We start from the raw sequence: 21,606 nt of genomic DNA, 5'->3' as shown, positions 1-21,606 counted from the left end.
CACCCGCAGGCAATTAATAAGTAATGTTCAACTCGTCCATCCACACCGTACCTGCGGCATTCGAGTTATTGTGCGTCAATATTACTTTCAGCTTATCCTTGTAGTCGGAAGGCATAGTAAATGTAACCGTTTGCGCTGCCCAAGAAGTTGAAGTGATAGCTTGATCGACCAGCACCGTACTTGTCGTGGTATCGATAATCCGAAGCTTGCCGCCTGCGCTTCCGCTTACTTTACCAGCAAAGCTAACCGTATACAGAGCACTTGGGCGATAACCCGACCAAGCGTAAGACAGCTCTTGACCCGCTCCGTCGCCTGAGGAGACCAGCTTGAACGAGTTAATCCCGGTAAATCGGTCTGAAGGATCGATGGCTGCATTGGCAGGAAGCGTAGTCGTACCGCGCTGCCAATAACGGGGGAGCGTAAAATCCCACTTGTCCGGCGTCTCAAATCCTGCGTTCGCAATCTCTCCGCTCGACAACGATGGATACGTATGAACGTCGTCAAATCCAACCGACGAGCCGGCAGGCGATACTGCGGAGGTGTATAGCCTAACCCGTACATCATGACCGGCTTCCGGCGTTTGTATCGTGAACGCATTTCTGGCCCAACTTGTATTCGATACAATCAACTGGCCCAGATTTGTTGAAGTCGTGTAGTCATACACTTGAGCTCTTCCGTTAACACTTCCATATTTTTTGCTTAGAAATGAGACGGTATAAGGCGTGTTTGGCTCATACTGCTCTATTCGCTGCTCCACAATTTGCCGTGTTGTGCCGTTAGTTGTAATGGATAAGGAAGAGTCATTCATGCCCGGATCGGTGCTGGTCAACGTCGTTGTCGTCGATGACGAGTTATACCTCGTCCAGCGCTGCGGTAATGTAACGTCTGACGGATCTGCCCGCTCGAAGCCGGAGTTCACGACTTTGTTTCCGCTCCATTTCGCAACGCCTGAAGCGATTACCGTCGAGCAGCCGTCTGCTTCGCATACGGCGTTCGCAATATCCTTGACCAGAGGGTCGAATTCGGCAAAATGAGCCCAGAAATGAAACCGGTTCGTATTTGTTTTATCCGTCGTAACAAGAGGCTGCCTAGAATTATAGTACGAAAGTACAGGTTCCGATAAACTCCCATTCCACATCACATCCGTAAACGTGCGGGTCAGTTTGGCCATATCCTCGAATGTAAAAACTTGCCCTTGATGGTAAGCTTCCACTGCCCCCGCCATGGTCAAGCCGGCATGGGAGATGTCTTCTTGATTATAGTTGGCATAATGCCCGTTGTCCCAAGCTCCAAAGCTGTCCCAATAGTTCCACAAGTAAGCGTCGGTTCCCAGTAACGCATTTAACGGATGTGCAATCAGTGTACTTTTGAACGCACGCTCCATATCGTTGGCTCTGCTCCAATACAACGGACGATCCGAGGCGTATGCGGTTGCTCCTTCCGTAGCATCGTAGAGCAGATACAACATTTGGGCAAAAGCCAAGTACTGATTATGCGGCAGACTGCGTCCAGGGAATTGCTCCGTGCTGAAGCCTTCGGGGAATAAATAGACACCTGTCCCGTTATCGGCTCCATCTGTTCCGCTAATCTGTCTCCAATACGAGTCCCATTTGTGAAACAAATTGTTGCCAGCAAAATCGCGATAAGTTAGAGCCTTAGATAAGTAAGCGGCATGCAAAGAAGGATCAGCTATCACTTTATTTACAAATCTCAAGACAGGGGACATGATCACGCCCTCGTGCACCATATGTTCCCACTGCTCTCCTAACTCAAACGAGTCGACCCAGATCGTATGCCCTGCCGTTCCAACTGGAATGGACACCTCGACGATCAGCTCATGTCCAGCCGCCGGGGTTTGGAACTCGCCATTTTTCACGGTCAGCTTATCCGTATTGGTGAAGCTCCAGCTTCCAAGTGTAGTGGCGGTAGACTTGTCGTATACGCGGACTTGCCCGGATGCGCCGGAAGAGGCCTTGCCGCTGAACGAAATGCCGTATGGCGAATTCGGTCTGTAGTTGTACAACTCCTGAAATAGAACTGGCGCTGCAGTGCCGCCATGGATAAGCTCAAGGCCGGCATCATCGCTGAAGACGGTTGAAGCATTGGTCCGGTGGGCCTCGGCAAGCGTCGTTGGATAGCTGCGTGTCCACCCTGCTGCCTCTGTATGGAGCAGGCGCTGTAAGGAGATAACGTCTACGTAACCATATCCGCCGCCAGACGATACAGCCTGCGAAATGCGAAGCTTAATCGTCTTACCCACTACGCTTGGCGCAGTGAATACAAACGAGCGCTTCGTCCATTTGAGGTCGGAAAAGGTGCTGGCCGCGAGTACCACATTGTCGGTTTCATTAAACACCTCCACAACGCCCTCAGCGTTAGGGATTGTGGCGCGCCCCATATAACTCAACACATAGGTGGCTCCCGGTACGTACGATACATTCTGTTCCAGCCCTTTAACTGCGGATGCGGATGCCTGAATAATAACTCCTTTGGTACCCGTATAGTAATTGTTAATACCTGTAGCCACATGCGCATCGGTAGATGTTGTGCCCGCCAATCGGCTCCAGTATTGCGGAAGAGTCGGATCCGATCCGTCCACCGTCTCAAACCCGCCGTTGCTTATTGCGGACGCCGGCAAGCTCATGTATAGCTGCAAATCGTCGAAGTAACTGGTGAACCCTGTCAAGTTCCAGCTGTTCTGATATAACCGGATCTTGAGGTTTTTCCCTGCGGCCTCCGGAGCGGTGAACGTCAGCTTGTGCGGCGCCCATGATGTGGATTGGAACGTAGTCGTCGCGATCGTGACTCCGTCTGTTGCGTTATAAACGGCTACCCTACCGGAAGCGACAGTGCTCGATACCTTCCCATTAAAGGACAGCGTGTAGGTTTGCGACGGCACGTAATCGATCGTTTGCTCGGCCATTTTCCAAGAAGTATTGTCCGTTGTAGTGGCCAAGGCGTAGGTGCCTGTAGCTGCGTAAGTGCTAGTATATACACTGGATGAGTTGGCAGCAGCGTTTCGGGTCCAGTTGTTCGGCATTGTCGGGTCAACCGCATCCAGCTCCTCCATGCCGCCGTTCACAAGCGAGGAGACTGCCGACAATACAAGATCGTCGTAGTAACTTGAAAACCCCGACAAGGTCCAGTCTGTCTGGTACAATCGGACCTTAATGGTATTGCCGGCTGCGGCAGGCGCAGTGAACGACACGCTTCCCGATGACCAGGAGGTGGAGTTAAAAGTTTTATAGGAAATAACCGCGCCGTCTGTCGCATTGTAGATTTGTACTCTTCCTTGAGCTGCTGTGCTGGACACTTTGCCTTTGAAGGATAGCGTGTAGGCTTGCGACGGTACGTAGTCAATGATTTGTTCTGCAATTTTCCAGGAGGTGCCGTCCGTCGTGGTCGCCAATGAATAGGACCCGGAGGCGGAATCCACACTGGTATGGACGGTTGACGCATTCGCAGAACCGACCCGGTTCCAGCCGGCAGGCAACGTCGAGTTCGCGGGGTTCAGCTTCTCCATGCCACCATTTTCAAGCAACGGCTTCGTCCCATCCAAAGCCCGGATCGATATTTGATCAAAGTAGGCTTTGTACCCGGGCTGGTCATAGCTCTGCAGCGCAAGGCGAAGCTGGAGGACTCCGCCAGATGGCGCTTTGAACGTAAAGAGGTAACGCTCAAAACCGACATGGTGAGCCCGCGCATAAGCGACGACCACGCCCGTAGTCGCATTATATATTTCAACGAGCGCTTGCGTCATTTCCGTATCCACGCTCATGAACGCTTCTACACTGTAAGTTATGCCGGGCGAATAGGACAGGCTCCGCACGAGTCGATTTTCGTTTATTCCGTCGCTTTCCACAATAACACCGGCCGAGCCGCTGAATGCAGCACCTGCAGCTGTTGAACGGTAGGCTTTGCCAACGGCCCCTTGAACATTCCAACCGTCAGTAATATGATCGTTGTCTGCATCCTCCTCGAATGAGCCGTATACGTCCATTTGGACTGTAGAGTCAGCAGGCCCAATGAGTGAAAAGGTGTCATTTTTCATCTGATTATGAGCAGCCGTATGATCTTTCCAGCCAAGCATTCCGTCGCCGTTGTAATCGGTAGCGTTACTTATCATTCTGTCGGTGTGGTCTACGATTTTGTCGAGCCAATAATGATCCCCTGTTGTTTCGTACATGGTCACATAGCTGTCGAGATAATAGCTTTCTCCCCAAGCAAGCGAGCCGCCGTTCGGATTTTCGGAAACTCCTCTTCCATAATTCGAATTCTGATCAGCGTTTACAAAACGGTCTGTGCTTTTGTCTTGCGCTCCGGCCGACGTCGGCAACAGGCCGACGGTCAGCACGAATGCGATTGCAAGCAGCATAAAACGCTTTAAACGAAAGCGGTTCCATTGCATGCTTGAATTCCCCTTTTTATTAAGAGTAGAATTGCTGAATTTCATTTTCATCTATCATTTGGGTAAATTTACAAACAAGTGGCCATCGTCGATTTCTACGGGGTAGCCTCTTAATTTCGTGTGCGAATCGACCAACAGTTGTCCATTTGTCAGGTCAAACTCCCAGCCATGCCACGGGCAACGCAGTATTTGCTCTTCCATTCCGTATTTGTACTCATATACAAGAGAAGGAAGCCGCGTTCCGCAAACAGGTCCCTTGCATATAGAGGCACCTTGGTGAGGGCAAAAGTTGCTCCACGCATACCAGCTTCCTCGTACTTGGTACAAGCCGAACTCGATTCCTGCGATTTTAAAAATCTTGCTTTTCATTTCCTCGATATCGGCTGTTTTTCCGACCCAATGTCTGCTCATTCATCTTCTCCCCAAGCATGCTCGGGAGACTGCTTCGATTTTCTGGCGATTTGATCGGCCAGGTCGTTGGCAGTGTCATCCCTTCTTGCCGGTCTTGTATGCAGCCCGTACAATTCCGCTGCGGTTCCCGCCAAAATACGCTGCTTCATTTCTTTCGGCATCCGAGGAAAGGCCATTTTGGGATTATCATTATCCCAATGCGGGTAGTCCGATGAGAACATGACTGTTTTCTCCGCCTCAATCATGTGCAAAATCTGCAATAAATACTCCGGATTATTCGGTTCTTCAACAGGCTGTGTCGTCAGCTTGATGTGGTCTTTGATATACTCGGACGGAAATCGTTTCAGCCACGGAGTCGATTCGCGAAGAGCCTTGTAATTTTTATCCATTCTCCACATCAAATGCGGCAACCAGGATATCCCTCCTTCGATGGCAACGAATTTTAGTTTCGGAAATTTCTCGAATACACCTTCGCATACAAGGCTGTTCACGTGAGTCATGTAGTTGATCGGTAAAATATTGTGCCATTCCATATACCGGGTAGGATAACCCGAAGGCGTCGGCGCTCCGGAGATGCCCTTGCCTTCTGTGCCAGGATGAATAGCTACTGGCAAGCCGCACTCGTTCGCAGCGTCGTAGATCGGATGATAAAAGCGCTGTCCATAAGGCATTCGCGCAGCGCTCGCCATAAGCACCTGAACCATATTAGGGTTGGAGGCATGACGGCGGATCTCCGTTGCCGCCTCCGTTGGATCGGATGCGTTGACAAAGATGGAACCTCTGAATCGCGGGCTTACATTCAACCATGTGTCGGTCATACGGTCGTTACATGCGGCAGCAAGTACATTTCCATAGTCCGGGTCCGGGTCCAAGGAAAGGCCCAAAACTCCGGAGCCAGTGAGAATGGCATAATCGATGCCGTACCGATCCATATGGTCGCTGATCAGAAACTGCGGATCGCTGCCTGGAACTCCGCCTTTGTCCGGAACCGCATCCTTACGGTTTGTGCCTACGGACGAATAGTACTGCGCGCCATAGGGCACTTTGACAGTTTGATATCTTTCATGCCACGCCTTTGGTAAATAAGGCAATAACGAACCGATCTGGTTATGAACGTCCGTATCGATTAAGACTGGTGAATCCTTCATTGGGTATGCCTCCTCCTATTTGTCGCGACACCGATATTATATCGTCGAGCAAGGTTGCCTAGCCATGAAATATCCTCTATTATATTTGTACAATCTTCTACTAAAATGAGCATCATCTTGATGGAGGAATACGTCAATGAATCCGCCAAATGGGATGGACAATTTCGATTTCACCATTACAAATTTGCATTATGTCGTTGACTTGCTGTCGAGAAGCTCCGTCAATGTCCAACCAACTCAAGAATCGGTTTCCCAGAATGAATATGTGCTTTCCCTGACAACTCACGGATCGACCAATTATTATATATCGGACAATCATTACAGCATCTCGAAAGGGGATATATTGTTTTTTCCAAAAGATTTGGCGCGCAAGAAAATATTGGGGGAATCGGACCAATGGAGACATATCATAGTGAGGTTTAATGTTCAGTTCGGAGGAGACGCGGATCAGGCTGCGCTCGAAAGTTTGAAGCCTGTATTCAAAAATATAGATCAGAATCGATCCGGTCTATTGTTTCAAGAGCTCCTTCAGGCGTGGGTCGGAAAACAACCGGGATATTGGATTCGATGCCGCAGTCGCATTATGGACATCTTGCATTTATTAATTATTGATTCTCTGGAGCACAAAACGTCTCATTTGCAGATGGTTGAATCGCTGCTGGAATTGATGTATGCAAACGAACAAAAATTTTTTTCGATTGCGGAATTGAGCCGCGAGATCGGCATCAGTCCCTCCTATTTGTGCCTGATCTTCAAAAAAACGACGGGCTTAACGGTTATTGAATACCAGAACCGAATCAAAATCGGCAAAGCAAGCGATTTGTTGCGAAGCGGAGAGTACAACATAACCGCAGTAGCAGAACGCCTAGGCTTCAAAGATATTTATTATTTCAGTCGGCTTTTCAAGAAAATGATGGGGACACCCCCCTCCTATATCATGAAGAAACTGTAGGGTTACAGACTGCAAACAATGCTGCATCAGCACTCGTACATCCGCCGCTCGTTAGCGTGAAATGCAATGAAGCCCGCTTGCGGATCGCTGAAACGTGCTGCGATCTGCAAGCGGGCTTTCTTCACACATGCTGCATGTGCCTATACAAGCGCGCCTGGCGACGGAACAGCAACGACGTGACCAATCGCGCTTGTGCATCTGGATGTCGGCGTAATTGGGTAACACGTAATCTCCTACGATCGCCGATCGCGCGGTGGCATCCTCATGAAATTATGGTTTTGTGTCATCTGGCACATGATCTGCTCGAATGCCGGACGTATTATGATCAGATCGCCGCACTTGCGAATGGCTTCATACTCCTTGCAGGTCTGAATGAATCGCATACAAATACGAAGGCGCGATAAGACTTTTGTGAAGCGCGCCTGGTCCGCTCACAGGCATCTGCCTCCACGCTTTTTCGAAATACAATTTTGGAATGCGAGGGTTCGCACAAACATGCCGCCCAAGCTGCAAGCCGGAATCCAGTACTGAGCCCGAATACTCAGGCTGCCCCTTGTTTTATTGGGCTTAATCGCTTAACTACAACTTCTGGAACGCGTGGACCAGTTGTGTTGTCGGGAATGGGATAAAGTTCTTGTCACGGAGAATTGACAAGAACTTTATCCCATAAATAGCAAAAGCCGCGATTTATGCGGCAATTAATGGGACAATGTTCTTGTCACCCGACAATACTTCACCTCTGTATAAAAGACAAGAAAATGAACGCTTTCTCTGAAACTCCTCAATCTCATTAAATGAAAAATGAAAAACGGTATCTTTGCCTTAATACAGGGCTAAAATAAAAAATCCGCTCTAATCGTGGGATTCGCATCGATATATGTTCTTGTCTTCTTACAATTATTTTTTTGACGTCCCGACGGACTTAGGGGCTGGATGTGGTCACTCGCTTCTCAGAGTGACCCGGAGCGTCAATATGGTGTTAGTCGAAGGAAGTTCTGGAAGCAGCCATTGCATTTAAGGCGTTCTCAAAATAGCTATATACTTCATCTGCAATTCCCAGAAACTCTTCAACAAGTACATTATTACTATCCAAGTAACAAGCATACAGATAATCAACTAAAGCGGAGTCAATCTCACAATAGTTTAATATGGCATTCTTCATCTTAATAATGTCATCTTGCCATACACCTGTATCTTCTAAAACCAAAGAGTATAATGCACGAATTAATCTCTTAGAGTAACCTTTAATATATCTATTTTTCATTGTGTTATCACTAGCATTAGAAAGTAAACTATGTCTACGATCTACTTCCTTCTTGGTCTCTGTATTTAAGTCTAAAATGAACTCTGGAGAAATAATTATCGGTGGTACTTTTTCACCAACGTCATGACCATATATGCAAACACAAATTATCTTTACCCAAAAACCCCAATCATTTGGTTTACTTAATACATCGTCAATCGAGCAAATTGTCGTATCAATCTTAGTTACTACTGGATATTCTTCCAAAAGCCTGTCTTTAATATTTGACAATCTTTCGTAATCAATATCTTTGGGATTTACACATACAATAGTAAAGTCTGCATCTGACTTAAAAGGTTTAGCAGTTCCTTTTGGAATCGAGCCACACATATAAATGCTATGAATCTTACCTTTAAATTCGGTAAGTATATTATCTATATACTTATCAACAAAATCCTTATATTCACTTTGTATTACAATTCTATTTATAACTTTTTCTAATATCATATAGACTCCTCCTAAATTAAGAACTTCTTTCGGCTAAAGTCCTTCCACCTTAAGCCCAACGGGCGGCCGCGACGCGGTTAGGTGGAAGGATGTGTCCGCCTGAATCTGCTTCTCCGAAATCCCTCGGGCGGACCGAGGGCCGTATGGCCCGAAGCGTGAATATGGTGTTAGCTGAAGTACTTCAAGTACTTTTGGTTCGAATTTCACCCCCAAAAATTCTTGTGTTGGACGAAGCTTAATAGTTTTATATTCCCAACGTTCCATTCTTACAACAATCCCCTCTACTCTATCTTATGAGTAAGCATATGATACCCTTGTTTTAATGTTTCATATACCGACCCTTCAATAATTTGGATTGGGTACTGCCGTGCTATTAGTACACAATTTCTTATTGATTACATTTCAATCAGTGTAACATTGTTCTCAGGTAAATGTATCAAAATAGGTTTTCTAAAAGCTTCTAAAACATGTTCTGCGGTAGTTTTAAGATCACCATATTCTTCCCAACCAAAATCGAATCTGCACAATCAACCCACCCTTTGATATTACCAGTTATTTCATCATAATTCCAAATAGTTCACTCCCAAATGAGTAAAAGCATGTTTTTATCGGCTCATGTAGTTTTTCAAATTAATTCTGTTTGAAGAATATATGGGAAGAAAGAGTAGATTAATTCAATGACACAAAACATATCATATCATTAAAGCGCCCGCGAACTTTTTTAATAGACAGGTTTTCTGTAAATGCTTCTCGTTCTAATAAGTATATGTTTGTCATCAGAAGTGTTTAAGGGGACGTTTGTGTCACTGGCTAGTGACACAAACGTCCCTGCACCACTCAATGCCACTCTCATTTGCCAGCAGTATCCAGAAGTCCAAAAAAGCCTGTGGGGAATTAGACCACAGGCTTTCACTGGTTATGCTCTATTTTTCGCCACATCTCCGAATTATGTCCCGCTCCAAACTAACAGTGAGCAGCACTCCACATGTGTGGGGTGGGCAAACCTTAATCCCTTTGCCTGTTGACCCCAGCTTCGCCGATTAATTGTAACTCAACTTGCTTCATCTTATAAAAATAGCCGTTTTGCTCCATCAGCTCTGAATACGATCCCGTTTCGATCACTCTTCCTTGCTCCACGACTACAATTCTGTCCATTCCTTCCAAGCCATTAAGCCGGTGACAGATTAACAGAAGCGTATCTTCGGACGCCTGTTCGTATAGGTGTGTCAAAACACGTTGCTCTGTCACGTAGTCCAGCGAAGACGTCGGCTCATCCAGCAGCCATAGCTTTCCATTGCGAAGCATGGCCCGCGCCAGGGCCAAGCGCTGTTTTTCGCCATCCGATAAATTTTCTCCCTTTTCGTACACGGGGTCCGTTAATGAAGTGGTCGGCAATTGCACTTTAGCGAGGATATCCAACAGGTCGCCGTCAGAATGGTCCTCACCATCCATGAGCAAGTTATCCCGGATCGTTCCCCGGAAAAAATGGCTTTGCTGCAGCACGACATTAGCCGTTTTCCAAATGCTCGATTCCTCCAGCTCTTGTACCGATAAGCCGCTCAGTCGCAAATCCCCGGCCGTCGGCGTACGCAGCTTGAGCAACAACTCAATCAGCGTGGACTTTCCTGAACCGCTAGGTCCGACAATCGCCGTTTTGGATCCTGGTGGAATTTGCAACGAAAAGTTCTTCAACGCTGGCCTCCAATCCCCTTCATATTGAAAGGAAACGCCGGATAACTCAATAGAAACGGCATGGTCGGTATTCAACGTGCGACTTGGCTGCACCGGCTGCATGGTAGGAGCAAATACGGCTTCCGTCAGCCGCTTGGCTGCATGTTCGCTATCTTGCTTATAGGCTGGCAGCGTGGCCATAGCCGCTGCTTCTTCAAATACAGTTAATGAGGCCATGACAAGCATAGCCAGATATACGCCAGCTAGCGTTCCATCCGATATCAGATAAGCACCAAGTGCTAACACCCCCCAGGAAATCAGATAGGTGACAAAGACATGCATCGATTGTCCGCGTAGCAGTTGTCCGGCCGCTCGCTGCTGCTCGGCTGCCAATGCGGCAGAAGCTTGGCGAAGTTGCTCCCCCCTCTGCGCAAGCTGACCATACACTTTAAGTTCGCGAAAACCGTATAACACCTCTGTTACTTCCGTAGACAACAACGCACGTTGGTTGCGAACATGCCCAATGATATTCCGATATCCCAGCAATACGATTCCCGGCACGACCAATACGGTCCCCAGCATACCGAGTAGCAACAAGCAAGCCATCCAGAAAGAAAAGGAGGCGGTAGCCAGCATTGTCGTCAAAAAGACCATGACGACAATGATCGGCGGATACGCAACGCGTAAAAAATAGTGCTGCAAACTCTCTACATCCCCAACGATTCGCGCAAGCAGATCCCCGCTACGGTTATGATTTAAAATGCCTGGCGTTAAAGGGATAAGTTTGGCAAAAAAGGATGTTCGCAAACGGCTAAGCATAGAGAATGTCGCTCTGTGCGAATATAAGCGCTCGCCATAACGACTTATCGCTCGAATCAAACCAAGCAGCTTGACCAACGAAGTAAGTACAATCAGCGTATAAAGCGGAGGTGCAAACACCGTTTGCGAAATTAGATATCCGCTCGCAGAAAAGAGGACCACACCAGCAATACCGGCGACAAATCCGCCTAAAATCGAAAGAATAATATCCTTGCGCTCCCTAATCATAGCGTGGGACAAAATAGCCAACTCGTTCATCCCGGCACCCCTTTGCGTTGGACATCGACCATCTCTGCATACGCAGGCAGGCGTTTCATAAGCTCGTCGTGATGTCCCGAGCCCATTAGGACGCCATGGTCCATAAACAAAATGTTGTCCGCATATCGAATGGTATACAATCGGTGAGCCACCGTAATCATCGTCGCCGATTTTGCCAAGGTTGCAATCGAATGTTGCAGGATGCCCTCGGTGTGAAGATCGAGTCCGACGGTCGGCTCATCGAACAAAATGATGGGGGCTCGCTTCAAAAAAGCCCGCGCTACGGCAAGTCGTTGCTTTTCCCCACCGGATAGTCCTCTACCGCCTTCACCGACGGGGGTATCAAATCCCTGCTCCAGTTGGGATACAACCTTCGAAAGACCCGCGTCCGCAGCCGCCACCTCAATTTCAGCCCTGGAGACTTTCCGCCCGGCACCGATCGCGATATTATCGGCGAAGGTACCTGCAAAAATGTAAGGATGCTGCGTAATGTAGCTAATATGTTCGAACCATATCGTCTCATTCTGTTGAGTAAGCGGATTTCCATTCACCAAAATGGTCCCCGACACCGGTTTTAGTAATCCCGCTATAAGATGGAGCAAGGTCGTTTTGCCGGATCCGCTAGGACCAACAAGGGCAATATGAGCTCCTGGTCCAATTGTGATCGAACCTGTATTCAGCTCAAATGAGTCAGGTGCATACTGAAACCGGACATTGTCCAGTTCAATGGCGGGCGGCATTGGATACAGCTTCTTCGGGAATGTCCGGAGCCCTATCGGCTGATCCTTCAGATCGTTTCTATCGTTCGTGTCCACGAGCATGGTTTCAACCTTGCGAATCGCCCCCATACTGGTTCGCCCATTGTGAAAAGCTGTACCCGAACTCTTTAGTAAGCTGTAAAATTCGGGCACGAGCAACAAAACAAAAAAGGCCGTGTGAAACGACATCGATTTGAAGACAAGCAGCTGAATGGCCAGTTCAAGAGCAACAATCCCGATGCCCAGCATCACAATCGATTCCAGCATGAGGGTATTCGTAAACGCAATCTTCAAAATATCCATTGTGGCATCGCGGTATCTCAAACTGCTGCGTTCGATTTCTTGCTGCTGACGGCGGGTCCGTCCGAATATTTTTAACGTAACGAGCCCTTGAAGGGAATCCAGAAATGTACCGGCAAACTCGGCCAACTGCGCATACTTTTCTTCTGATTTATTTTTCGTCTTCAGCCCCACCAAAATCATAAAAATCGGGATAAACGGAGCCGTAACTAGCATGATGATACCTGAATTGGCATGTTGGGTAAACGTAACGACTAAAATCAGAATGGGGATAATGACCGTTTCCACCATACGCGGCATGTATTGACTGAAATAACTATCCGCCTCATCCACAGTATCCAGCGCAATACTGACCTTTCCTCCCGTTTGCCCTCGAAGAGAGGAAGGCATGGAAGCATGCGTGAAATTCTCAAGCACGGTTGCTCGCATATTTATTTTGGCGGTCGCTGCCATTTGCAAACCAACTGTCCCGTTCCCATATGACAACAGTGTACGTATCGCCATCACAACCAGCAGGATGCCGAGCAGTAGGGAAGCCGATGAAAATGATGCTTTCTCTACAAAGATCCGCTGGACGGCTTCAGCCAGCAATGCAGCCTGGCTTACAATGGCGGCGCCTAGTGCGAGCGAGATGAATGTCAGATACATGAGACGTTTGCGTTGGGCGGTCATCTGTATAGCGATCAAGCTTCTTTTCCCCTTCACCAAACTCAGCTCCTTTACGGTACTAGCCTGCGAGTAATCAGCCTACTTTTTCCCTTTCACGTAATCTGCATCGAACAAGAACAGCTTGAAAACCAAAATAAGGGAAGGAATCAATAGACACATGCCTCCGATAAATACGACAACCAGCGCGAAGCCCATGGAGGATGAGGTTACGCCGCTCTGAATCGTAATGTAGGGATCAAGAATATAGGGATACTGCCCAATCCCGTAAGCGAAAAAGGCACAGAAAAATTGCAGCATGATGCAAACAAATGCTAACCCATAGCGGCGGCCGCGGTAGAACAGCCACATCGCAATCATGAAAAAGGCAACAGAAAGTGCAAGCAGCCACCATAAATCCATCATATTTTGATAGTGTCGCTCATTGTGTTGCCCCAAATAGATAAAGGCCGTCAGGGCGATAATAATCGTCGGTGTGCTCCAGAACAGCGCATAGGTCCGCATAAGCTTTAGCGCAGCTTGATCCTCTGCCCGTGAAGCGTAAAACGCCAGAAAACAGGCGCTAATAAACAAGACAGACACAATCGCCAATCCAACGATGCTCCACGACAATGGATTGGTAAATAAAGCCCAATAATCCAGAGAAACCGTCTTATCCTGCTTCAAGATAAAGCCGCCTTCAGACAAGGCCAGCGCCACGGACAACGAAGCCGGGATCAGCAAACCCGATGCGCCATACAAAAACAGATAGACGATATTATTTTTGGAACCATAGTTTTCAAATGCATAGAACGAACCGCGAATAGCAAGCAGCACGATCGCAACACTCCCCGGAATCAGCAGCGCCGAGCCATAGTAATAGGCGGTATCCGGAAAAAATCCGATCATGCCGATGTAGAAAAAGACGAAAAATACATTTGTGATCTCCCATACGGGTGACAAATATCGAGAAATCAGACGATTAATGAGGTGATCCTGCTTGGTCAGGCGGGCATAAAAGGCAAAGAAACCGGCTCCAAAGTCAATGGAGGCTATAATCAGATACCCGTACAAAAATAGCCAAAGTACCAAAATCCCAATCAAATCGTAACCCATCAGGCATGCGCTCCCTTCCCTGTCCTCTTGTCGCCCGCATGCTGCGACCACTTCTCCATCTCCGATTCTGCTGGATTATTGTTGAATAAGCGGCGAAGTACAAGAACGCTAACCACGCCTAATACGATATAGAGAAGAAGGAAGAGAAAAAAAAGAATACTCACGCTTGGCGATGTCGTCGCCGCTTCTTCTACACGCATATATCCTCGTAAAATCCACGGCTGCCGCCCCAACTCGGCGTAAAACCAGCCCAGCTCGACTCCCAAAAATGCGAGCGGCGCACCTAAAGCAATAATGCGGAGCAGCCATTTGTTGTGTTCATTGCGCTTTTTCCAGAATGTAAATAGGAAATACAGAACGGATATGCCCAATAACGCAAACCCGATGCCAGCCATCAAATCAAAAAAATAATGCACAAGGAGCGGAGGTTGTTCATCCGGAGGAAATTCATTCAAACCTGTTACTTTCGAGTTAAAATTTCCAAAAGCCAGAAAGCTGAGAATCTTCGGCAGATGAAGCGCGCCTATAATTTCATGCTCGGCATTAAGCCATCCTAATAGAATCAAATCCGCTCCGCTCTTGGTCTCAAAATGCCATTCCGCAGCAGCAAGCTTTTCCGGTTGATGCTCGGCCAAGAACTTGGCGGACACATCTCCAGCTACCGTGTTTAGCAGTCCGAACAACAGGACAACGGCCATCATAAGCTTTAACGCCTTTTGGTGGTATCCAGTGACCCCTTTTCTAAGCATCGTAAAGGCCGCGATTCCTGCTAGCAGAGCGCCTCCTGTTAAGTAGGCCGAGCTTAATACATGGAATACTTTGGAGAACGTCGCCGTATTCAGCATAGCTTGCACCGGGTTAACGGCTGTAAATTGTCCGCCATGCATGGTAAATCCTCCGGGTTGATTCATAAAACCATTCACAGTCGTGATAAAAACAGCGGACATGCCTGCCCCTGCGACAATGGGGATCGTGAGCAGCCAATGAATGTATGGTTTTTTGAACCTATCCCACGTGTACAGATAAATGCCTAAAAATATAGCCTCAAAAAAGAATGCAAACACCTCCATGAATAACGGAAGCGCAATTACGTTCCCCGCCAACTTCATAAAATTCGGCCACACCAATGCCAATTGCAGTGAGATCGCCGTACCTGTTACGACACCGACCGCGACGGATACAACAAACCCCCGCGCCCACCTCTTAGCCATCAATGTGTAGTGAGAATCTTGCTTGCGGATGCCGATGAGTTCAGCAATCGCGATCATGAGAGGGATACCGACACCAATCGTCGCGAATATCGCATGAAAACCTAGTGTCATTCCTGTCACCAGCTTGCTCCATAGTACCGTATCAATTTCCATTCCTTACTGCCTCCCTTCCAAAGCGATTTGTAATTTGAGTTGATTATATCTCTGTCCTTTAGCAGTTCAAGCGTGGTCACATCTTCTCCCTTAATCGTTCAAGAAGGGAACAATTCTTTCTGACAAATCGATGAAAAATGCAAAAAAAGCTCGATCGAGCTATTGATCGAGCTTGCTTATCATGATAACTTTATCCGTTTCTTTGTTTGCTGATAAATGGATTAAACAAGGTTTGTGGGGATAGACTGTGGGCTCTTTAAGCAGCATAGCTGCAAATAGGACGAGAAGGTTGTCTTGTTCATTAGCATATGCTTGTTATCTCCATCCAACTTACTTAACAAAATGCCTCCCTCCAACAAAGAAAATGCAAATGAAGCAAGCGCATCCGAATCCAGATCTTCCTTAAACTCCCCAGCTTCGATCCCGTCACGAATAATAATTTTCATCATATCCAAAACGATATTCAGCCCCTGCCTTGCCCGATCACGAAGTTCCGAATGAGTATCGTCACTTTCTACAGCCGTATTCTGCATGGGACATCCGCCAATAAATGGTGGATTGTGCACAACATCTTCATAAACGCGAAAAAAAGCAATCAACCGACCTGACGCAGACTGCTCTTGATCGACCGCCTCGGAAAATTTCCTGGTGACCAAACTAGCAGCGTAATTGTAAGCTTCAAGCGCAATCTCGTCTTTACTGGCAAAATGTCGATAAATGCCCCCCTTCTTAATTCCTGTATCGGCAATAATATCGTTTAACGACGTACCGGCAAAACCTCTCTGATTAAAGATGGCTGCCGACTTCATAATAATGTGATCTCTTGTTCGATCTCCTTTTTTCATGGGTTCCTCCGAATGATCTTATTCTTATCTAATATTATATCAATTTTTTCGACTGAGGCCTTGTCAATCACTCCAATCATGATACAATAAAGATACCGATCGGTCTCTTTTATAATACAACAACCCCTTTCTAATGGGAATCGTGTCCGGCGCGGCCAATTTCCTTTGATTTCATGTCAGGCATTTGTCTTGCTTGGGATAAAATAAAAATTGCAGGAGGAATATTCCATGACAGTAAAAGTAGGCATTAACGGTTTTGGACGGATCGGAAGACTCGCTTTTCGTCGAATTCAAGAGGTTGAGGATGTCGAGGTTGTGGCGATTAACGATCTTACCAATGCGAAAATGTTGGCTCATCTGCTCAAATATGATACTACGCAAGGTACTTTTCATGGTGACATTGAAGTTCATGACGGAGCCTTCACTGTTAACGGTAAAGAAGTTAAGGTACTGGCTAACCGTAACCCTGAAGAAATCCCTTGGGGCGAGATTGGCGTAGACATCGTGCTCGAATGTACGGGTTTCTTCACTACCAAAGAAAAGGCCGAGCTTCATCTAAAAGGCGGAGCAAAGAAAGTCGTCATTTCCGCACCGGCAACAGGGGACATGAAAACAATCGTATATAACGTGAACCATGACACGCTGGACGGAACGGAAACGGTTATTTCCGGCGCTTCCTGCACAACGAACTGTCTGGCTCCTATGGCTAAAGCTCTGAACGATAAGTTTGGTATTCAATCGGGATTAATGACGACCATTCACGCCTATACAGGCAACCAGAGCACACTAGACGCCCCGAATCCAAAAAACGATTTCCGCGCGGCACGGGCCGCAGCAGAGAACATAGTTCCTTATTCCACCGGTGCTGCTAAAGCCATTGGCCACGTTCTTCCCGAACTGAAGGGCAAACTTGATGGGGCGTCTCAACGTGTGCCAGTATCAACAGGTTCCGTAACGGAACTCGTAGCCGTATTGAATTCTACGGTAACGGCTGAGGAAATTAACAACGCTATGAAAGAAGCGTCCGATCCAGAAACTTACGGATACACGGAAGACGAGATCGTGTCTTCCGATATTAAGGGCATGACATTCGGTTCGCTTTTTGATGCCACTCAAACGAAAGTTCTGACAGTCGGTGACCAGCAACTGGTGAAAACCGTAGCTTGGTACGATAACGAAATGTCTTATACAGCCCAATTGGTTCGCACCCTGGAGCATTTCGCTAAAATCGCTAGGTAAGTAACCTCCCAAAATCAAAAGATGAAAAGCTGTTATCAAGAACGATCGGGGCAATAGCAGTATGTTGCGTATGACTCCTGTGCTCATACTATTAGCGGCCGTATTGTTCGCAGGAGTGGGTACCCAATAGTGGATAGCGAATGTTTTTGTGTACATGCTAATGAACTTAGGTTTTGCTATCATCAGCATTAGCGTTTCAAACAAAATTTCGCGCATATTGCCTCCTCCCAAATTGGTTCAGGCACGGGGTTGTTTCAACTGATGCAGTTTATCAGCGGCGCATTCGGCCTTGCCACGTTGTCTAGTGCGTTAGAATGGCAACAATTCCTTTCACTTAGCCATGCTTTTGCAAACCTATCATTTTTATGCTCATTACACTCATTATTTCAACAATCTGAATGCAATGTATAGTTAATAAATCATTAAACTAAACTCCCGTTAGCGGAACGAGCCGCCAATCAACTCGTCAGTCTCGCGGATGTAATTTTGTTGAGTCCTCAAGATTTATGATGTAAACAATATATTGGTGATACGGCAATCAATATAGGTTCTTGTCCCAATACGGCAAAGGATATAGGTCCTTGTCCTGAGCCAAGGACAAGAACCTATATCCTTAAAACACAAAAACCGCGATTTGCGCGGATTTTTAAGCATACATGTTCTTGTCCCCGACATCACCTCCTTGCGAGAAAAATGGACAAGAAACCGATATCCGAAGGGTGCAGCGGAGAAAAATCGCCTTTCCTGGGCAAATTCGCACAAAAATATGAAATCACAACAGCAGACATCGGTTGGAGCGAACGCCTACGAGTGGTAATCTGTATAAAACGGATGCCGTGGGAGGAGTAGCGAAACATGCCCGAACCCGTCTTGAAGCAGGATCCGACAAAAGGAAAGCGCTTCCCATTCAAAACTACGCACGTCGTCATGCAGGTTAACAAATTTTTGGTTCTCGCTCACTGGCACGAGGAGCCGGAGTTTATCCGAGTGAGAGGCGGAACGGTGCTCGTTACGATCGACAACCACCAGTTCACCGCGACCGAGCATGACATCATTTTCGTGAATAAGGGTCAGATCCATTCCGTCAAAGCGTTATCGGGAGCGGATGCCCGAATCGAAGGGATGATATTCGACAATCTGTTTCTGACGCAGCCGGGCGACCGTATGGACACGATGTACTTGCATACGCTCTACTTGCGAGGGCATCAGTACAATATGTACCCCCGCTCCCACCCTTTATGGGCGAGTCTAAGCGAATGCATGGATGCGGCCATACGTGAGTATGCCGAGAAAGAGATGTACCACGAGACGATTATCCAGTCGCACGTAAGCCGCATGATCGTATCGATCCTTCGTCATTACTGGAAAGTAAACTTAATGGACCCCGCTGTCCATAAATTGCAAGTCGAGCGGCAGTTCGCCATCCTCGCTCCGGTTCTCGATTTTATCGAAGTGCATGCCGCCGAGCCGCTTTATTTAAGCGAACTATGCAAGCTGGTCAATATGAGCCCCTACTATTTCAGCAGATTTTTCAAAAAAAGCATGGGCGTCACCTTAACGGAGCATATTACAGCCACCCGCATCCGGCTAGCCAAAAAAATGCTGCTTACCAGTGACGACACTGTCGTGGATATCGCCGGGAAAACCGGCTTTTGCGATATTCAATACTTCGGCAAAGTGTTCAAACGAGAGACAGGCTTATCGCCCTCGCTGTATAAAAAAAGTTACCGACACACCAGCTTCGATCCGCAGTGACGACTAAAGGGCAAAAAGCTGGATTCGGGATGTAACCGAAGCCAGCTTTTTGTATTTTGGCCGAGCTATGAAACTTACATGTGGTGGTAATATACGGGGTTCAATCGACAGCTAGGAGGAGGCGCTCCATCCTGTTTTCAAGTTTCCGCCCAGCTGTTTCGTCCATGCAGTTCCTGTGCTTTTATCGATCCAACGGCTCGGAACGGATGCCCGTACCGCATTTTCTGGCGTTCCAGTACCGACATGGTCGATCCAGAGATAGTCAATTTGGGCGGTGTCTTCCCACATGATTGGCACCGCCGTATTCAAAATCGTATTGTGTGTGATTTCGGCTTGACCAAGATGAGCATTGCATCGGATACCTTCTCTCATCTGCCCAACGCTCGAATTTTCAATCCAGTTGTTCGAGATGCGAAGCGCTTTCAATTTGTTCAGGCTGTTTAAGGAAATCGCGCCCTTGTAAGCCTGATTTTGTGTGCGGCAGCAATCGATAATTTCATTGTGATCGAATCGCAGCGAGGTCAAGTTCGGTTCAATAATGGCAAGCTCAATGGCCCGTCCTGCCAAATATTGAAATCTATTGTGGGAAACGTCCAACTGCTCCACTTTGCCGACCATAATACCGGAACCTCGGTTCGTCGATGCCGCTTCTGTGGATACAAAGGAATTGCCGCGAATGGTCATCGATGTCACTTTCGTCTTCGTTTGCGTACTAATATTGATAATCGGAAGGAACGAGATGGACTGCTCAAATACGTTGTCGATGACCTGGACCCGGTCCATTGTAAAGTTCGCGTGGCACCACACCTCGATCGCGTAGTTGCATCCATTGACCACGTTGTGGCTGTATATCGTGTTTACCTGATCATTGACTGTTGCCACGATATTGAATCCTTTTCCATAGTTTTGAACGACGTTTCCGTATACAAGAGCATTCAAGCAGTGAATTTCCATTGCGGTGGCGACTTGATCCTTCACCGGGTTCAGGAACTGATTGTTGGCAATGACGCAGACGTTAGCCTGTGCATAAATCGCGCTATGATCGTTCTGGAGGACATTGCCGGGAACAGCAGTTGCGACTGTGTCGAACAAACAATTTTGAATGGTCAGGTTGCGAATCGTAACCGGGTTGTGGTTGCTGCCAAACATAAAGCATTGACGTCCGGCGTTATTCACCACGACGACATGATCGACGACAATATTGCTCCCGACCGGAATGCCTATGGCGGCGTTTTTGTGCGATTTTGTTTCGACCTCGAGATTGTTTTGTCCGTTGCAATCGATTTTAAAGTTGCGGAATGTTACGTTGTTTACAGGATCTCCGTTTTGGACCGGGAAGATCATATTCCATCCATATCGACGTCCGTCATTTAAATGGTCGGCAGCTTTCAACACGGAGAAGTGGCTCTGGCCAATCAAATTGACATTGCTGCGTGGAATAATCAATGCATCGGCATGACCTTGCGGGGATGCAAGCAGATAGGTGCCCTCGGCAAGAAAGACGGTTCCGCCGCCGCTTTGCCATACCGCGGTAATGGCCGCATTGATCGCCGCTGCATCATCATGAACGCCGTCTGCTTGCGCTCCCCACCATTGGGGATACACGTGCTCCGCCCCCATAGAGCCGATCACATGTCCAGCTCCGGCAAAAATGGCATACAAACCGGCCGTTACCCCAGCATGGATCGTTAGCGTCGTCTGGGCATCTGGTGCGAAACAGGCTCCATGGTCAAACAACAGACGAACCGTTCCGGGGATCGTCACATTGCCTGCAAATACATACGTCCCTGCAGGAATGTAAAGGGTTGCATGATCTTGCACACCGGCAAGCCAGGCGATCAGGCCAGGGGAACAGTTCGTGATGCCGTCTCCCGCGCAGCCAATATCACGGATATGGACCCAATCCGTTTCTGTATACGCTTGCAGGATGGTATCCAGTTCATGCGAAGTAACAGGCTTGTTCCCATTTTTCGGCAGGCCGGCGCCATACGTATCTCCCGTTACAGAGGTGACAGGTCCGTTTGCATGCCCCGTTACATTAGTCAAAAAGGCGCTGCCTGCGAGAGAAGCGCCAGCCATGCCGATCGTAGCCAGCATTTGTCTACGGCTGAATGTTTTCTTCATCTTCCTACCTCCTATGTTTGTAAACATGCAAACATTTCATCGA

The 21,606-nt window shown here is 47.6% G+C and carries 13 protein-coding genes; 3 read left to right on the top strand and 10 right to left on the bottom strand.

Annotation, left to right across the window (positions count from 1 at the left end; genetic code table 11):
- Positions 1 to 13 precede the first annotated feature (13 nt).
- Genes ABD796_RS31300 through ABD796_RS31290 form a run of 3 tightly spaced genes read right to left on the bottom strand, consistent with a single transcriptional unit; the run spans position 14 to position 5,751 of the window.
- Complete coding sequence (locus tag ABD796_RS31300) at positions 14 to 4,408, bottom strand: carbohydrate binding domain-containing protein (protein ID WP_344915884.1); 4,395 nt, start codon at positions 4,406 to 4,408, stop codon at positions 14 to 16.
- A 54-nt stretch (positions 4,409 to 4,462) separates the two neighbouring features.
- Positions 4,463 to 4,819, bottom strand: a complete 357-nt coding sequence (locus ABD796_RS31295) for a Rieske (2Fe-2S) protein (RefSeq protein WP_139606902.1) — start codon at positions 4,817 to 4,819, stop codon at positions 4,463 to 4,465.
- On the bottom strand, positions 4,816 to 5,751 hold the full coding sequence (locus tag ABD796_RS31290) for an amidohydrolase family protein (protein ID WP_344915881.1): 936 nt from the start codon (positions 5,749 to 5,751) through the stop codon (positions 4,816 to 4,818). The genes ABD796_RS31295 and ABD796_RS31290 overlap by 4 nt, the downstream gene beginning before the upstream one ends.
- 370 nt (positions 5,752 to 6,121) lie before the next feature.
- On the opposite strand from ABD796_RS31290, the gene ABD796_RS31285 reads away from it, so the two are divergent.
- Positions 6,122 to 6,919: a helix-turn-helix domain-containing protein gene (locus ABD796_RS31285; protein ID WP_344915879.1), complete on the top strand. Its 798-nt coding sequence runs from the start codon at positions 6,122 to 6,124 to the stop codon at positions 6,917 to 6,919.
- 979 nt (positions 6,920 to 7,898) lie between these two features.
- On the opposite strand, the gene ABD796_RS31280 is transcribed toward ABD796_RS31285, so the two are convergent.
- The 6 genes from ABD796_RS31280 to ABD796_RS31255 all read right to left on the bottom strand — a co-directional run bounded on the left by ABD796_RS31280 (position 7,899) and on the right by ABD796_RS31255 (position 16,445).
- A complete protein-coding gene (locus ABD796_RS31280) occupies positions 7,899 to 8,669 on the bottom strand; it encodes a nucleotidyltransferase domain-containing protein (RefSeq protein ID WP_344915877.1) in 771 nt (256 codons plus the stop codon).
- A 1,005-nt stretch (positions 8,670 to 9,674) separates the two neighbouring features.
- Positions 9,675 to 11,417, bottom strand: a complete 1,743-nt coding sequence (gene cydC, locus ABD796_RS31275) for a thiol reductant ABC exporter subunit CydC (protein WP_344915875.1) — start codon at positions 11,415 to 11,417, stop codon at positions 9,675 to 9,677.
- A complete protein-coding gene (gene cydD / locus ABD796_RS31270) occupies positions 11,414 to 13,180 on the bottom strand; it encodes a thiol reductant ABC exporter subunit CydD (RefSeq protein WP_379117217.1) in 1,767 nt (588 codons plus the stop codon). Before cydD ends, cydC begins: the two co-directional genes overlap by 4 nt.
- Before the next feature lie 42 nt (positions 13,181 to 13,222).
- Positions 13,223 to 14,236, bottom strand: coding sequence for a cytochrome d ubiquinol oxidase subunit II (locus ABD796_RS31265; RefSeq protein WP_344915873.1), 1,014 nt, complete (start codon positions 14,234 to 14,236; stop codon positions 13,223 to 13,225).
- A complete protein-coding gene (locus ABD796_RS31260) occupies positions 14,236 to 15,600 on the bottom strand; it encodes a cytochrome ubiquinol oxidase subunit I (protein WP_344915871.1) in 1,365 nt (454 codons plus the stop codon). The genes ABD796_RS31265 and ABD796_RS31260 overlap by 1 nt, the downstream gene beginning before the upstream one ends.
- Positions 15,601 to 15,821: 221 nt before the next feature.
- On the bottom strand, positions 15,822 to 16,445 hold the full coding sequence (locus ABD796_RS31255) for a TetR/AcrR family transcriptional regulator (protein ID WP_344915869.1): 624 nt from the start codon (positions 16,443 to 16,445) through the stop codon (positions 15,822 to 15,824).
- Between the two features lie 228 nt (positions 16,446 to 16,673).
- On the opposite strand from ABD796_RS31255, the gene gap reads away from it, so the two are divergent.
- A complete protein-coding gene (gene gap, locus ABD796_RS31250) occupies positions 16,674 to 17,684 on the top strand; it encodes a type I glyceraldehyde-3-phosphate dehydrogenase (RefSeq protein ID WP_344915867.1) in 1,011 nt (336 codons plus the stop codon).
- Between the two features lie 855 nt (positions 17,685 to 18,539).
- Positions 18,540 to 19,439 carry a helix-turn-helix domain-containing protein gene (locus tag ABD796_RS31245; protein WP_344915865.1) on the top strand — a complete coding sequence of 300 codons (900 nt, stop codon included), beginning with the start codon at positions 18,540 to 18,542 and terminating at the stop codon, positions 19,437 to 19,439.
- A 111-nt stretch (positions 19,440 to 19,550) separates the two neighbouring features.
- On the opposite strand, the gene ABD796_RS31240 is transcribed toward ABD796_RS31245, so the two are convergent.
- Positions 19,551 to 21,563, bottom strand: coding sequence for a glycosyl hydrolase family 28-related protein (locus ABD796_RS31240; RefSeq protein ID WP_344915863.1), 2,013 nt, complete (start codon positions 21,561 to 21,563; stop codon positions 19,551 to 19,553).
- Positions 21,564 to 21,606 lie beyond the last annotated feature (43 nt).

It is taken from the genome of Paenibacillus hodogayensis (assembly GCF_039536325.1).
Lineage (GTDB): Bacteria > Bacillota > Bacilli > Paenibacillales > NBRC-103111 > Paenibacillus_AB > Paenibacillus_AB hodogayensis.
Note: the sequence above shows the minus strand (reverse complement) of the source record. Positions and strands in the feature narration are given on the sequence as shown.